The following is a 14,609-nucleotide window of genomic DNA, read 5'->3' on the forward strand; positions in this document are numbered from 1 at the left end:
AGTGAACATAACAAAACAACTGTAAGAATGGAAAGGTGACTCTGATTGATTTCCCATAAAGCTCCACGTCAACTGGAACAATTCATTAAAAAGCAAGAAAGGCTATCTAACCATTGTTCATACGCTATTGGAGGAAATGCTGAGTATTTTGCAGCCCCAAGGCATGTAACAGAACTAATCGAGCTTTTACGCTATTGTAAACAACATGACTTAGAATATACCATCTTCGGTATTGGAAGTAATATTTTGTTTTCAGACCAACCGAGTTCAAACATCATGTATATCTCTTTAAAAGAGCTGCTGCAATTTGATGTGAAAGATAACGAGTGGTTTGTGTCAGCTGGGATTCCTATGGCTATGCTGGCTCTTGCAGGTGAGCTAATTGAAAGCAAAGATTATCAATTTACGCATTTGTTACCGGGCAGTTTTGGCGCAGGCATTTTCATGAATGCTAAATATTATCATGGGCAAATAGGAGATATCATCTCCCGTGTTTATTATTTGGATAGGACTGAACCGAGCCTAGAAATCAAGTGCCTACCTGTCGAAGAATGCAAGTATGGTTATAAACAATCCATATTTCAAGATAAGCCCTGGATCATATTAGGGGCGGATATTCCCGTAAAAGGCTATCCATTGTTGAGCCAAGCGGAGATAGAATTGGTTCTGGAAAGGTATTTGCTGCTAAAAGACAATAAATCGGATTTGATGCAATTTCATGCATTTTTCTCTGGCGAAATGAAAAAACTTACGCATGCAAATACACCGGCTTTCATCCAGGAGATCGAAGAATACCGAACCAAAAACAAGCATTTTGTTAATCATTCATGCGGATCCTATTTTAAAAATAATTATGATATCGGGCAGTCCATAGGCGCATTAATCGATCGTCTGCAGATGAAAGGGATATCGTATGGTGGTGCAATGATTTCTTCTCACCATGGCAATATGCTGATCAATGTAAATAATGCTACGGCGGAACATATTCTTCATCTGCAAACGATCATTTCTGAAGCCATATACAAGGAGTATGGGTTCATTCCAGAACCTGAAGTCGCGATCATAAAATAATCAACGCAATATTTTTCTAATCCATTTCAGATTGTCGCCGTAAGGCGGAAACAAGATGTTCAGGTCGAACTTTGTGCTCTTTTTCATGATACTCTTCGTGTGTGAGAACAGATCAAAGCTGTATTTTCCATGATAGGCGCCAATACCTGCGTTCCCAACTCCGCCGAACGGCAGATTCGGATTGGCCACATGTGTGATGGTGTCATTGATGCAGCCGCCTCCGAATGATACACGGGTAAGCACTTCATTTTCGATATGTTTATCATTTGTAAATAAATACAGTCCTAACGGTTTGGGACGAGAAATAATCATCTGAATTGCATCCTCTAATTGTTGAAAGCCCATAATGGGTAATATCGGGCCAAAAATCTCATCTTGCATCGCTGCATTCGACCATGAAGTGGCATGAAGAAGGGTTGGTCCGATATAAAGATCCTCTCTATGTGTTTCACCACCAAATAGCACGTTAGCTTGATCTTTTTCCAGAATCGATGCTAATCTATCGAATTGTCGTGCATTCACGATGCGGCCGTAATCACTGCTCTGTTGTGCATCCGTCCCGTAAAAGGATGTGATGGCCATTTTCATTTTTTCAATTAATTCCGCTTTAATATCCGTATGCGCAAGTACATAATCCGGAGCAATGCAGGTCTGGCCTGTGTTGATCATCTTGCCCCATATAATTCTCTTGGCTGCTGCATCGATATCCGCTGCACGATCTACAATGACAGGGCTCTTGCCGCCAAGCTCGAGCGTGACGGGAATGAGATTTTTAGCAGCCGCCTCCATAACGATTCTGCCGACAGGCACGCTTCCGGTAAAAAAGATATAGTCAAAAGGAGCATGTATTAGGGCCGAGGTTGTTTCTCGTTCACCTTCAATCACGCGAATGTAATCCGCATCGAAGGTTTCCTGGATCAACTGCTTTACGGCGGCTGCCACGGTAGGAGTATTTTCTGAGGGCTTTAAGACGACGCAATTTCCTGCTGCAATGGCCCCAATCAGCGGCTCGATCAACAACTGTAACGGATAATTAAACGGGCCAATGATCAAAACGGTTCCGTAGGGCTCCTTATACAAATAGCTTCGGGATCCCACATGATAGAAAGGGGTTTTTACTTTATGCGGCTTTGCCCATTGGCGTAAGTGTTTCATGGTATGGCGAATACTGTTCAGGGAATAACCAATTTCCGTCGTATAGGCTTCGAATTCACTCTTACGCAAGTCCTTGTATAAGGCAGAGAGCAGATTCTGTTCATGGCGCTGGATCGCATCGGACAATTTCATCAGCTGTTCCAAACGGAAATGAACGCTCCGCGTTTGACCGCGATGAAAATACCGGTGATGTTCTTGCAGGATTTGCTCGGCCTGGTTCGATGTTAAATAATCCATATGCATCCTCCCGATAGGTTAATTATTATAAACAATCCCGTTCTAATGTGAGCAATAATCGTCTTAACAACTGCACGGATTCCTCCAGAGACAGAGAATAGTACCGCTGTGTGCCCTGTTGCTCGACCTTGACCACACCCGCATTTTTGAGCAGCTTGAGATGGTGGGAAATCGCCGGCCGCGACAGAGTCGCTCGTTCCGTGATTTCATTTACCGTCAAGCTGCCGTTCTCGGATAGCAGCAGTAAGATATCCTGACGGTGCGCATCGCTTAAGGTTTGAAGTACAGGAAGGCATTCCCGAAAGATGTTTAGCGCTTCTTTTCCCATATCATATATGACCTCACTTAATAGGATTAAATGTTTAAACATTTCGACGGATGTTCATAGTTGATGTTACAACATCACCCGGCGAGAAGCAAGGAACAATCACAATTGTATCCTAGAGAATAACAAATTTCCTTTTTTTAACCGATATTAGATGAGTTCAGTTAAAGTATGGGGAAGGAAGAGAGAAATTATGAATTTTATGAGATTAAAGACGTGGATAGCCGTCATTGCAATGCTAATATTGCTAACGGCTTGTACGTCGGCTGAGAAAGAAATATCAGGGGAGGCAGCAGCGAAGATACCCGATTTTACGCTTTTTGACAAGCAAACGAAAATCGTAATGAGCGAAGACGAAACAGTGCAAATTTCTGTTCCTGAAGATTGGATAATAGCGGAGGACGCAACCCAAGGGAATGTACGCCTAGTAGTTGACGGGGAGCGGTATCCTGCCGTTATAAGCATTGTAGAGGAGCTTCATGCCGACGCAAACGAGGATATGACTTTGGAAAAATGGGCAGAGGAACTTGATACGGACACAGGGTTAGTCATGATCTCAGAAGAACGCATACTGGAAATCGATGGCGTTCGGGCTAAAGAACGACTCGTTGCAAAAAAGAACAATGCTGGACGTTATTGGATGCAGACTTTTTTGGAAAAGGAGGGCGCATTTTATCTAATCTCGATTGAAGGGGCACAAGTGGCTTTTTCTAACGATAAAGAGGAATTTCAGAAAATGACGGAGACCTTTAAAGTGCTTAAGCCAGCTGAGAAGGAAGTATTTAACTCCAGCAATAGTCAAACGATGGTTAATGATGATCAGTCGCTACAAATTACTGTACCCTTGAATTGGTGGGAAGATAAAACTGATATTAAGCAAATCGGTGAATTCACCCTAAAAAATGATCAGAAAGCGGAACTGCTGCTTATTCGGGAGTTCGCCTCAGGAATGACGGAGGAGACAACCCTTCAAGAAATTGTAGGTGGAAGATTTGAGAATTTTAAAGAATTCCAACAAGGCGAAATGATTGGCTGGAGGGAGCTTCTTATTGATGGACAACCTGCATATCAACTGGAAGGTAGATGTGAATATAAGGGAGAGACGCATGGTTTACTAATCACAGCACTGCGGAAAGATAATGCCTATTATTTAATGGTGATATCTAGCCCTGTTGAGGATTTTCTTACATACGAAAGAGAGTATAAACGTGTTATAGAGTCCTTCCAAGTATTGAAAAAGGTGGAAGAGCAAAATAAATCTCTTGGAATGGAAAATGAACAGCCTCAAGTATTTGATAATAAACTGGCTTCGATGAAGATCGAACTTACAGAAGAATGGAAGAAAGTCAACATAGATCAAGATGCGCAGTTACAGGCAATGCATCTAGGAGACAATACGGTCTTTTTTGCTTATGGCGAGAAAGTTTCTGAAGACTTCGCCTTGACTGTAGAGGATTTATTTGAACTATATATTAGCGATTCTGGTTTAGAAATTCTCGAATGGACAAAGCCTGAGCCAATACAGATCCAAGCATATGATGCAATCTACTTTAAAGGTAGCGGAACGGTCAGTGGAACAAAGGCCACTGTTACTTTAGCCATCACCCTTTCTTCGCGCCAATATACCCTACTTATGTTTATCGGAAAGCAGGACGTAATGGAGGCTAATGAAGCATGGTATAAGAAAGCATTAACTACTTATTCAGAACGGTTATGGTAAACAATCACGCCTGATTGCATAAGAATCCATTTTTGAGCTATTTAATCAAAATGGATTCTTTATTTTTATTATCCACACTACGAAACCGAAAAAAGGTGCAACTATCTTCAAAATTATTTACAATAGATAAAGCAAGTGAGTATCCAAAACTAGAAGCAGGATACATACAGTAATAAAATATGGAGGACTTATGGGAGAAATTGACATTTTATTTGTTTTAAAAATGATCGTAATTGGGCTTGTTCAAGGGTTCACAGAACCAATTCCAGTATCGTCTAGCGGACATGTGATGATTGCGAGTGAGATTTTAGGGCTAGGTGAACAAGGGTTCACGTTTGCGATTCTAACGAACACCGCTTCATTACTCGCCGTATTATGGATCTATCGCGACGATATCTTTCGCTTAATCCAAAATTCAATCCGCTACCTGCAGACGAAGGATACACACTACAAAAGCGATTTCCGGTTTGTGCTGTATATTATCATCGGTACGATTCCAGCAGGAATCCTTGGAGTGCTTCTAAAGGATTTTATTGCAGACAGTGTCAGCATGACGACGATTGCTATCATGTTATTTGTTACAGGTGCCGCCTTATTTTTAATCCGTAATATGAAAGGTACTAAAGGCGAGGCAGATATGAAGCTAAAGGATGCCATTTTAGTTGGCTTGGGGCAGGCCGTCGCACTTACACCTGGCATTAGCCGCTCGGGTGCTACAATTATTTCCGCCATAGCTTGCGGCATCAAACAGGATACAGCTCTACGTTTTGCCTTTATGCTCTATATCCCAGTAAGTCTTGGTGGCGTTGTACTCGGATTTTCCGATTTTATCAATGAACCCAATAAGGGCGAGCTAGCGATTCCATATATAGCGGCCTTTATAGCGACACTGTTCATGACCTACTTTGCCATGAAATGGTTTATGGGAATTATGAAAAGAGGCAAGCTCATTTATTTCACTTATTATTGTTTCTTAGTTGCCACTTTACTGCTTATTTTCTTTTAGGCTAAACCCAGTAAGTTATATGTCGGGAGAGAGGAAGAAGCTGGTATTCCAGCAGCAGATTGGGTGAAAAGGAACAAAAAAGGCTGCAAGCGACCGTATTCACGGACGTTTGCAGCCTTTTTATAACGTCAATATGGATCAGCTTCGTGGCTTTTCTCCACGGCCTCTTTTGTGGCTTCGTTCGCGGCTAACGAGCCTTGGCCATATTTCGATTGGCCGGATTCACGGCCAGGGAGCGGGCTGTCCTTCTTCATTTCTTGTGTTTCTTTTATGACCCTGTCGATCCCTTCCTTAACGCGGCGGCCATAGTCTTCATCTGCTTGGGTGAAGTGGTGGACCATGGCCTCTTGAATTCGTTTGTCGCATACCGCGAGCGCCTCAGACAGGTTCTTGATCAACTCATCGCGCTCCCATTCCTCAAATGAGCGGTACGTATCGCCCGCTTGCCCATAATTATTGGGACGGTCGATCGGCGCGCTCATGGCCGCTGCATTATACGTCGGACGATGCTGCGGGCGATCCTCCTGTCCGGCTTCCTGATAGCCGCCAATCATAGAAGGTTCATAATTAATATGTGGATTTTCTCCAGATTCCTTCGGGTCACGGATATCCATTTGACCGCGGTGCTGATTCGTGCGGACAGCTGCCTTCGGCGCGTTCACTGCCAATTTCAAATAGTTCGCGCCTACACGGTAACGCTGCGTATCGGAGTAAGAGAAGGTACGACCTTGCAGCATTTTATCATCGGAGAAATCCATCCCATCGACCAGCACTCCGGTACCAAAGGCGGCTTGCTCGATTTCCGCGTGAAAATCGACGGGATTTCGGTCCAGAACCATTCGGCCGAGCGGCAGCCATGGAAATTTATCCTCCGGCCACAGCTTCGTATCATCGAGTGGATCAAAATCCAGCTCCGGATGATAACCATCCTCCATGATCTGGACAAATAGCTCCCATTCCGGATAATCGCCGCGTTCAATCGCTTCATACAGATCTTGCGTCGCATGTCCGACGTTTTTCGCTTGGATTGCGTTTGCATCTTCTTGCGTCAAGTTGCGAATTCCTTGCTTCGGCTCCCAGTGATACTTGACCAGCATAGCTTCGCCTTTGTCATTGACCCATTTGTAGGTATTAACGCCAGAACCCTGCATGTGGCGGTATGTCGCTGGAATGCCCCATGGAGAGAACAGGAAGGTAATCATATGTGTTGCTTCCGGGGAGCGGGAGACGAAGTCGAACATCCGCTGGGGATGCGCTACATTCGAAGCGGGATCAGCTTTAAAGGCATGAATCATATCAGGGAACTTCATCGCGTCGCGAATAAAGAATATTTTTAAATTGTTGCCAACCAGATCCCAGTTGCCGTCTTCAGTATACATTTTCACAGCGAAGCCCCGTGGGTCTCGTGCGGTTTCCGGGGAATCTTTGGCTCCTGCCACCGTGGAAAAGCGCACCATTAGCGGTGTTCTTTTTCCGGCGCCTGAGAAGACCTTGGCTCGAGTATATTTCTCCACCGGCTCATCTCCAACTTTGCCGTAGGTTTCAAAATACCCAAATGCTCCAGTCCCGCGAGCATGTACTACACGCTCCGGCACCTCTTCACGATCAAAATGGGAGATCTTCTCGATAAAATGGTAATTCTCAAGTGTAGCTGGACCGCGGTCACCAATCGTGCGAATATTTTGGTTATCTTTTACCGGATGGCCTTGGCGTGTTGTCAACGTTTCACGCTTCACGTCGTGTTCGTGAGGTATTTTCATGTCATTATTCTCTCCCAAAAGAACCCCTCCTTTAAGTAGTTAAACTAATTTTAACCAATATCGGAAAAGCATATTCAAATATAGTCCTTCACAGTGTGGTGAAATGCCAGTTTGACAATATCGAGAAAAAATGAAGAACAGGACATACTGTTTTAAACTTAGCTGTGTCGTTAAGCTGTGTCGTACACTAAATGGAATTCATGTATCTAATTATGCTCAAATCGAATGTTTCAGGGGATTAGATGGATTTTATGCACTTAAAATCAAGAGTCCAGGGCATGTTTGGCAACTCCACTTATTCTAACGACATGAAATCCATTTAAATCTACTTCCCCATCTTTGCCGCAGAAACTAACTACTATAAATCCATTTAGATCAATTGGATGATCCTCACCCTGCAAACCCTATCTAATCATTTATATTATTCCGACAATTACGAAATATGCCCTGGGCTGATTAGACGCTGATTTACTCCAATTCGCCATTGACGAATCCAGAAAGGGAGGGTACAATCCGATTATTAAAACACTTTTAAAAAGTGCTATTGAAAAGGGGTTATGCACAGTGCAGCCTGTCTCGTATAATACGAGTCAAGTAAAAAAATTGAACGTTGAGCTAGTAAAAAATACGTTAAAAGCGCAGGGGACAGCAACCAAAGCATCCATTGCCAACTTAACCGGCTTAAGCGTGGCCACATGCGGTACCATCTTAAACGAACTTGTGGAAATCGGCGAAGTGATCGAGGAGAAACCGGATGAATCAAGCGGCGGTCGGCCAGCGATGCAATACAAATATAACGCTGACTTTGGCAGCGTCGTTTGTTTGCTAATCAAGACGGAAGGAGGCATCCACTCTATTAGATACAGTATCGTTAATCTAGTGGGGGAGACTGTAGAAGATGCGATAATAAATCTAAAGCATATCGATGTCGATGAGGTCGATAACCTTGTCGGCAAATTGCTTAACAAGCACGGCAATGCACAGGCCATTGGTATTGGAGTGCCCGGGGTGGCCCATTGCGGCGTAATCGGTGTTTGTGATGTCCCTGATCTTGCAGGCAAATCATTGGGTCCGTATCTAGAAGAAAAATATGAAATTCCGGTTATTATTGAAAACGATATGAATATGACGGTCTATGGATTTTACCATTTACAAAACTTTGAAGAGGAAAAGACATTTGCCGTCGTTACATTTCCAAAGAAACATTTTCCCGGTGCCGGCTTTATCGTAAACGGCCAAATTCTATCCGGCAACACGAAGTTCGCTGGGGAAGCTTCTTTTTTGCCTTTTGGAATCTCCCGGGAGGAGCAGCTGCTGCAATTACACACCGATGAAGGCTTTGTCCGGCTGGCAGTCCAAACACTCACCTCCATCATTGCATTGATTAACCCGGTATCCATTGCGATAACAGGGGATCTGCCCCGTGAGACACAGCTGGATACAATATATGAGGGTTGTATGAGACACATCCCGCAGGAGCACATGCCTAAACTTTTTGTTAAAAACGATACTAACGAGGAATATATGAAAGGCATGGTGACGGAGACGCTGGAGAGCCTAGCCTATCACCTGCGAGTCATCGAAAAAAGATAACGGATAAAGGAGCAGCTAAGAGTGGGTAAACGATCAGGAAATTTCAACAAAATATATGCAATGCAGCTCGCAACAATATTTATAGGATTCGTCATTTTCGGATTTTCGGAAAATATCAAAGGACCTGCTATTCCGCGAATTCAACTGGACTTTATGCTAAACGAAGGACAGCTTGGGACCTTGTTGTCCCTGAATGCGCTTGGCTATTTAATCGCTTGCTCTTTCACGGCCTATCTGACAAAGATATGGGGAATTAAGCGGGTAACGATTATTGCTTTTGCAGCGATGGCCGTCTCAGGTATATTCATATTTTTCTCGCAGCACTATTCTTTGTTCTCGGCGTCTTATTTCTTAATGTATATTGGAAACGGGATGCTGGAGATCGGGCTGGCTATTCTGGGTGCCCGCATCTTTGTGAAAAACACAGGTACGATGATGAATTTAAGCCATGGATTCTATGGTCTTAGCTCGACGGTTGCACCGCTTATTGCAACGGGACTAATGGAGGTTACGATCAACGGCTATACGCTGGATTGGCGAGGCATGTATCTTGTCATGCTGCTCTTGTCTGTCATCCCGATTGTATTTGCATTGTTCAGTACTTTTCCTGGAGATGACATCGATCATGAAGAACGGGTATCTCTAAAAACATTGCTTAAGGATCCCGTTCTATGGCTAATGGTGCTTGTATTAACCTTTGGCGTCGTATCCGAATTGGCTGTTGGAGGCTGGCTTGTTAACTTCCTGGAAAAAGCTTATGGCTGGACCACGGTATCCGCTTCAGGAATGTTATCTGCATTTTTCTTATGCTTCGCGCTTGCCCGGCTTTTGCTTGGACCGTTAACCGACAAAATTGGCTTTACTTTATCTTTGATTGTATTTTCGGGGTTATCGGCCGCATGTACTTTTGCAGCGATATTTGGCGGAGAAAGCTTAGCCTTTTTATTTGCTGCCGCCGGTGTAGGCATTGCGATGATCTATCCAACGGTCATGGCCTTTATCGCCAAGAGATATCCGAAGGGCAGTGATACTGCAATTACGTTTACCGTTACACTGATGGGAGTAGGCAGCGTCATCGGCAACTATCTGATTGGGGGAGTTATCGAAATCACGAAAGGCATTTTCGGGGCAGATTCGCAAGTTGGCCTGTTCCGAGGGCTTCAGGCGGGCTATGGCGTTATAGGCTTATGCGCAGCGCTAAGTTCGGTTGCGGGAATCATTTTATATACTTATTTATTCAAGCGGAAAGAAGTCATATAATCAAGATTGAACGGGCAGCCGAAGATCCGGCTGTCTTTTTCTATATAGAAGGAAAAATCTGTTTGTCTGTTTTCTAGAAAAGTTTTGATAAGGTAAAGGAATGGATGATGCAGAAAGGGAGGCCAAATATATGAAGTCACGTTCCTCAGACCGTATTAAAATGCCGGCAGGATTTTGGGAAGGATTGCGTCAACTAGGAATTGCCGCCCATGACGTAGCTGTTAAAGCAAAGCTTCCGCTCACTATTATTACTGAACCGGAAGTCACCACCGCCCAATATTTCGCGATTTGGCAGGCCTATTCCGATCTCATTGGCGATACTGCCAAAGGAATTATCAAACTTGCGACCGCTTTTGAAACAGCGAAGTACCCGCCGACCGTCTTAGCGACTTACCACGCTCGTGACTACCGCGACGCTCTGAACCGAATGGCCCGGTACAAGCAGATGTGCCCACCCGAAAGCTTACGTATTACTGAGGAGGACGAGCACTGTACAATCGAGCTGGAATGGCAGGATACCGAGCAGCAAGGTCCGCCGATACTGGTTGGCATCACGCTGGCATTCCTTCTGGAGCTTGGGCGCCGAGGCACAGGTTACCCTTTGACAGCGAAGTTCGTCGAATTTTCGCATTCCATGGGCGATGTACAGGCTCTTGAAGCTTACTTTGGCTGCCGTATCCAGACTAGTGCAAAGCGTAACCGATTGACGCTGCATCGAAGAGATCTGGATCGCCCCTTTGTCTCATATAATGAAGAGCTGCTGGAGATCCTGACCCCCGCTCTAGATCAATCGCTTGATAAACAACAGCGCAGCCTTACCATGACCGAGATGGTCAAATGGATTATGAAACGCAGCCTCACGGGAGGGCGTCCCAACATTCAGGCTGTCGCGAAGGAGCTCAGCGTGAGCGATCGAACCTTACAGCGTCGGCTTACTGAGGAGAACACGAGCTTCAAGCAGTTGTTAATACAAGCTAGACATGAGCAAGCACGTGAATACTTGGCAAACCCCGCATTCGATATTAAAGAAGTGGCTTATTTGCTTGGGTATGAAGATCAGAACTCGTTCTACCGGGCCTTCCGCCTTTGGGAAGGTGTTACCCCATCAAATTGGCGTACTCAACATCTAGGTACAAACTGATATTCATTTGGCGTGTAAAACAAGAACTTTGGCGCAGCAGGCTAGTTACCGAACAATTCAGACAAGGTAATATAATCACTATCCGAGCATAAAGGAGATATCGATTATATTATGGACATGGGATTAAACAATAAAACCGCTTTAGTTACGGGATCAACGAAAGGCATAGGTAAAGCCATTGCTATTGAACTTGCCAAGGAAGGCGTTAATGTACTCATTAATGGACGTAATTACGAAGAAGTAGAACGAATTGTAAATGAAATCAAGTCAGATTTCCCGGCGACCTCTCCTCAAAATGCTACAGCCGATATAGTAGATAAAGAGCACAGAGAAGCTTTATTCGAGAAATTCCCTAACATTGATATTTTAGTTAATAACATGGGAATATATGAAATCATGCAATACGAGGACGCCGATGATGAAGTATGGGACAAATACTTCCGGACTAATGTTCTTGCTGCAAACGGCTTAACTAAATATTATTTGCCTAAAATGTTGCAAAATGATTATGGCCGCATTATCTTTATGGCGAGTGAAGAAGCTATTATGCCTTCGGGGAAAATGCCTCAGTATGCAATGACCAAATCCGCGCTATTATCCCTGTCAAAAAGCTTATCTAAGCTAACTATAGGAACAGAAGTCACGGTCAATACGGTCATGCCAGGACCGACACTTTCTGAAAATGTGCATCAAATCATTGAGGGGATCTACACTGATGAGGATATGTCTTTTGCAGAAAAAGAGAAACAATTTATGGCTACAAATCTGCCTCAATCTGAAATACAGCGATTTATCAGGCCTTTCGAAATAGGTAGACTGGTTGCATTTATATGTAGTCCCCATGCATCCGCATTTAAAGGTTCTCCGATCCGAATGGATGGGGGCATGGTGCCGACTATTATTTAGTGAAAACCAAACGACATTCATGTAGAATCAAGTTATAATTGTTTTCAATGATTCAAAGTATGAGTAAGGGAGGGGGCCTATGAGAATAGCAAACGCCAATTTGATGAAAGAAATCAATCTGAACAATGTACGTCATGTCATGAAACGGATTGAAACGGCAACCAAACCCCAACTGGCCTCACTTACCAAGCTGAGCGTAGTTACAATAAACTCCCTGGTCAAGGAACTTCATGAGTTGGGGGAACTGTTTGAAGATGATACCGTTCCCTCGAACGGGGGAAGACCTGCCCAAACCTATCGTTACAACTATGATTTCAGCCTTGCGCTCGTTCTTTACTTGAAAGAGGAACAGGGTCAGGAGCTGGTGTCAGCAACGGTTGTAAATTTGGAAGATCGTATTGTGTCAAAAGAAGATTATATGATGGCTGCATTTGATCGTCAGAGGTTTTATGAGATTATAGAGCAATTTCTCACATTACATCCTTCCATTAAGGTAATTGGCATAGGCATCCCTGGACAGGCAGTCAATGGCGAGATTACGGTAAGCAGTCATCAGGAGCTGAGGGGTTCTCGCATAATTGAAGAAATTGAATCGAAGTTTGGGCTGCCTGTTATGGTCGAGAACGATGTTAATGCAGCAATCAGCGGGTACTGTACGAAGCGGGATGTCGATTTGGAGCAATGTGTGCTTGGCATCTATTTCCCAAGGAGGTATCCGCCAGGCATGGGCATTTATTTGGATGGAAAGATTGTCAAAGGAAAGAATGGCATGTCGGGGGAAATCAAATTTCTTCCACACGGTCCAGATTGGCAGCGTGAGATGAGCAAGCCGGCATTTGTGGATGCCGTCTGCCAAATTGTTCAAACCGTTAATGCCGTGCTTGCTCCTGACAAAATCGTGATCTATCAGGACAGAGTGGAAGCAGATGTCTGGAACCCAGCCTGGGAATCTTATCAGCTTCGGCAGCCTATGCCGTCATATCCTGCTGTGCTTTTACAGCAGACATTTCAACAGGATTTCGAGGCTGGCATGCGCTGGATAACACTCAAATCCTTAGAGCCCAGCCTGGTTCAATTCAGTTAAGGACACCCTCTTGAAATGAATTCAAGAGGGTAGTTTGTTTTGTATATCTTGACAAAGAAAAACGCCTTCTGCATACTAAATAAAGACACTTTATTAAGTTTCATTGATAACGGGAGAAGGTGTATACTTGGCAACCTGGTTTTTGATTATTATCTATCTGGCGTTTATTAGTCTGGGACTTCCAGATTCATTGCTTGGATCGGCATGGCCGGTAATCTGGCCAGACATTGGTTCTTCATTCGGCTCTGCTGGGATTGTATCTATGATTATCGCAGGGGGAACCATCGTATCCAGCTTGGCAAGCGGGAGTATCATTCAACGATGGGGTACAGGAAAAATCACTTTATTCAGCTGCTTAATGACCGCGGGGGCACTGCTTGGTTTCTCTATGGCACCGTCTATGCTCTGGTTTGTCATTCTAGCTATTCCGCTGGGGCTAGGCGCAGGTGCTGTTGATGCAGCCTTAAATCATTACGTAGCTGAAAACTATAAGGCTCATCACATGAATTGGTTACACTGCTTCTGGGGTGTAGGAGCAACGATGGGACCCATCATTATGTCCGCCTATATTGCAGGCCAGAACTCCTGGAGGGGAGGTTATGCTGCAGTTGCCCTCATTCAGTTTATACTCGTTATTATTTTGCTTGTTACGCTCCCATTATGGAAACGGGTGGCTGCAGCTCGAAAACTTGAGCATTCGCAAATCGAAGAGTCAGTCGAACGCGGCAAACTGCAATCCGAGACGATTGCCAAAGTCAACGTCCTGCATATTAATGGCGTTAAACCAACCCTTATTGCCTTTTTGTTCTATTGCGGGGTAGAGGCTACGGTAGGGTTGTGGGGAGCCAGTTACTTGGTTGGGGCAAGAAATATTACAGCAGAAACAGCTGCGGGATGGATTTCTTTATACTATGGCGGTATAACGGTGGGCAGGCTGATTACCGGATTTATTACGCTGAAAGTCAGCAATCGTTTGCTGATCCGTTATGGTCAACTGATTAGTATTGCAGGGGGAATCATCCTGTTGCTTCCGCTGCCGATTTCGTTTTCTTTGATAGGGTTTGTTCTGATTGGACTCGGTCTGGCTCCCATCTATCCTGGGTTTTTGCATGAAACGCCGTCTCGGTTTGGGAGAGAGTATTCAGCAAAACTGATGGGATATCAGATGGCTGTCGCCTATACGGGAACTACATTGCTACCTCCAGCTTTTGGACTCATCGCCACGCAAACGAGCCTAACCTTATTTCCGCTTGTTGTGCTTGCTTTACTTATTTTCATGTTGCTGAGTGCTGAGAAAGTAAACCTTATTTTGAGCAAACAAGCAAAAGGGAATGCTGTAGAAGAATAAGAT

12 protein-coding genes are annotated in these 14,609 nt (G+C 44.3%); 9 read left to right on the forward strand and 3 right to left on the reverse strand.

Translation table 11 applies throughout. The features are described 5' to 3' along the window. Nucleotides 1-45 precede the first annotated feature (45 nt). Nucleotides 46-1,071, forward strand: a complete 1,026-nt coding sequence (gene murB, locus ACYUJT_RS06530) for a UDP-N-acetylmuramate dehydrogenase (RefSeq protein ID WP_460319629.1) — start codon at nt 46-48, stop codon at nt 1,069-1,071. Here murB and ACYUJT_RS06535 read toward each other — a convergent pair whose 3' ends face one another. Continuing rightward, nucleotides 1,072-2,463 (reverse strand): aldehyde dehydrogenase, encoded by a 1,392-nt coding sequence (locus ACYUJT_RS06535; protein WP_460319630.1) that lies wholly within the window; start codon nt 2,461-2,463, stop codon nt 1,072-1,074. It abuts the gene before it with no gap. 25 nt (nt 2,464-2,488) lie between these two features. Next, on the reverse strand, nt 2,489-2,791 hold the full coding sequence (locus ACYUJT_RS06540) for an ArsR/SmtB family transcription factor (RefSeq protein WP_460319631.1): 303 nt from the start codon (nt 2,789-2,791) through the stop codon (nt 2,489-2,491). Between the two features lie 190 nt (nt 2,792-2,981). On the opposite strand from ACYUJT_RS06540, the gene ACYUJT_RS06545 reads away from it, so the two are divergent. Together ACYUJT_RS06545 and ACYUJT_RS06550 are read left to right on the forward strand one after the other, a co-directional pair. Beyond that, nucleotides 2,982-4,508, forward strand: coding sequence for a hypothetical protein (locus tag ACYUJT_RS06545; protein WP_460319632.1), 1,527 nt, complete (start codon nt 2,982-2,984; stop codon nt 4,506-4,508). Between the two features lie 190 nt (nt 4,509-4,698). After that, nucleotides 4,699-5,514: an undecaprenyl-diphosphate phosphatase gene (locus tag ACYUJT_RS06550; protein WP_460319633.1), complete on the forward strand. Its 816-nt coding sequence runs from the start codon at nt 4,699-4,701 to the stop codon at nt 5,512-5,514. 128 nt (nt 5,515-5,642) lie between these two features. On the opposite strand, the gene ACYUJT_RS06555 is transcribed toward ACYUJT_RS06550, so the two are convergent. Beyond that, nucleotides 5,643-7,274: a catalase gene (locus ACYUJT_RS06555; protein WP_460319809.1), complete on the reverse strand. Its 1,632-nt coding sequence runs from the start codon at nt 7,272-7,274 to the stop codon at nt 5,643-5,645. 564 nt (nt 7,275-7,838) lie between these two features. Between ACYUJT_RS06555 and ACYUJT_RS06560 the strand changes: the two genes are divergently transcribed. From ACYUJT_RS06560 to ACYUJT_RS06585, 6 genes are all read left to right on the forward strand, one after another. Further along, nucleotides 7,839-8,867, forward strand: a complete 1,029-nt coding sequence (locus ACYUJT_RS06560) for an ROK family protein (RefSeq protein WP_460319635.1) — start codon at nt 7,839-7,841, stop codon at nt 8,865-8,867. A 60-nt stretch (nt 8,868-8,927) separates the two neighbouring features. Then, a complete protein-coding gene (locus ACYUJT_RS06565; RefSeq protein WP_460319811.1) occupies nt 8,928-10,127 on the forward strand; it encodes an MFS transporter in 1,200 nt (399 codons plus the stop codon). A gap of 130 nt (nt 10,128-10,257) precedes the next feature. Continuing rightward, nucleotides 10,258-11,268 carry a helix-turn-helix transcriptional regulator gene (locus ACYUJT_RS06570; RefSeq protein ID WP_460319636.1) on the forward strand — a complete coding sequence of 337 codons (1,011 nt, stop codon included), beginning with the start codon at nt 10,258-10,260 and terminating at the stop codon, nt 11,266-11,268. A gap of 111 nt (nt 11,269-11,379) precedes the next feature. Next, entirely contained in the window at nt 11,380-12,174 is a 795-nt protein-coding gene (locus ACYUJT_RS06575) for an SDR family NAD(P)-dependent oxidoreductase (RefSeq protein WP_460319637.1), read from the forward strand. 79 nt (nt 12,175-12,253) lie between these two features. Continuing rightward, nucleotides 12,254-13,258 (forward strand): ROK family protein, encoded by a 1,005-nt coding sequence (locus tag ACYUJT_RS06580; protein ID WP_460319639.1) that lies wholly within the window; start codon nt 12,254-12,256, stop codon nt 13,256-13,258. 127 nt (nt 13,259-13,385) lie between these two features. Continuing rightward, complete coding sequence (locus ACYUJT_RS06585; RefSeq protein ID WP_460319640.1) at nt 13,386-14,606, forward strand: MFS transporter; 1,221 nt, start codon at nt 13,386-13,388, stop codon at nt 14,604-14,606. Nucleotides 14,607-14,609: the final 3 nt, after the last annotated feature.

This window comes from Paenibacillus sp. YSY-4.3 (genome assembly GCF_054767475.1).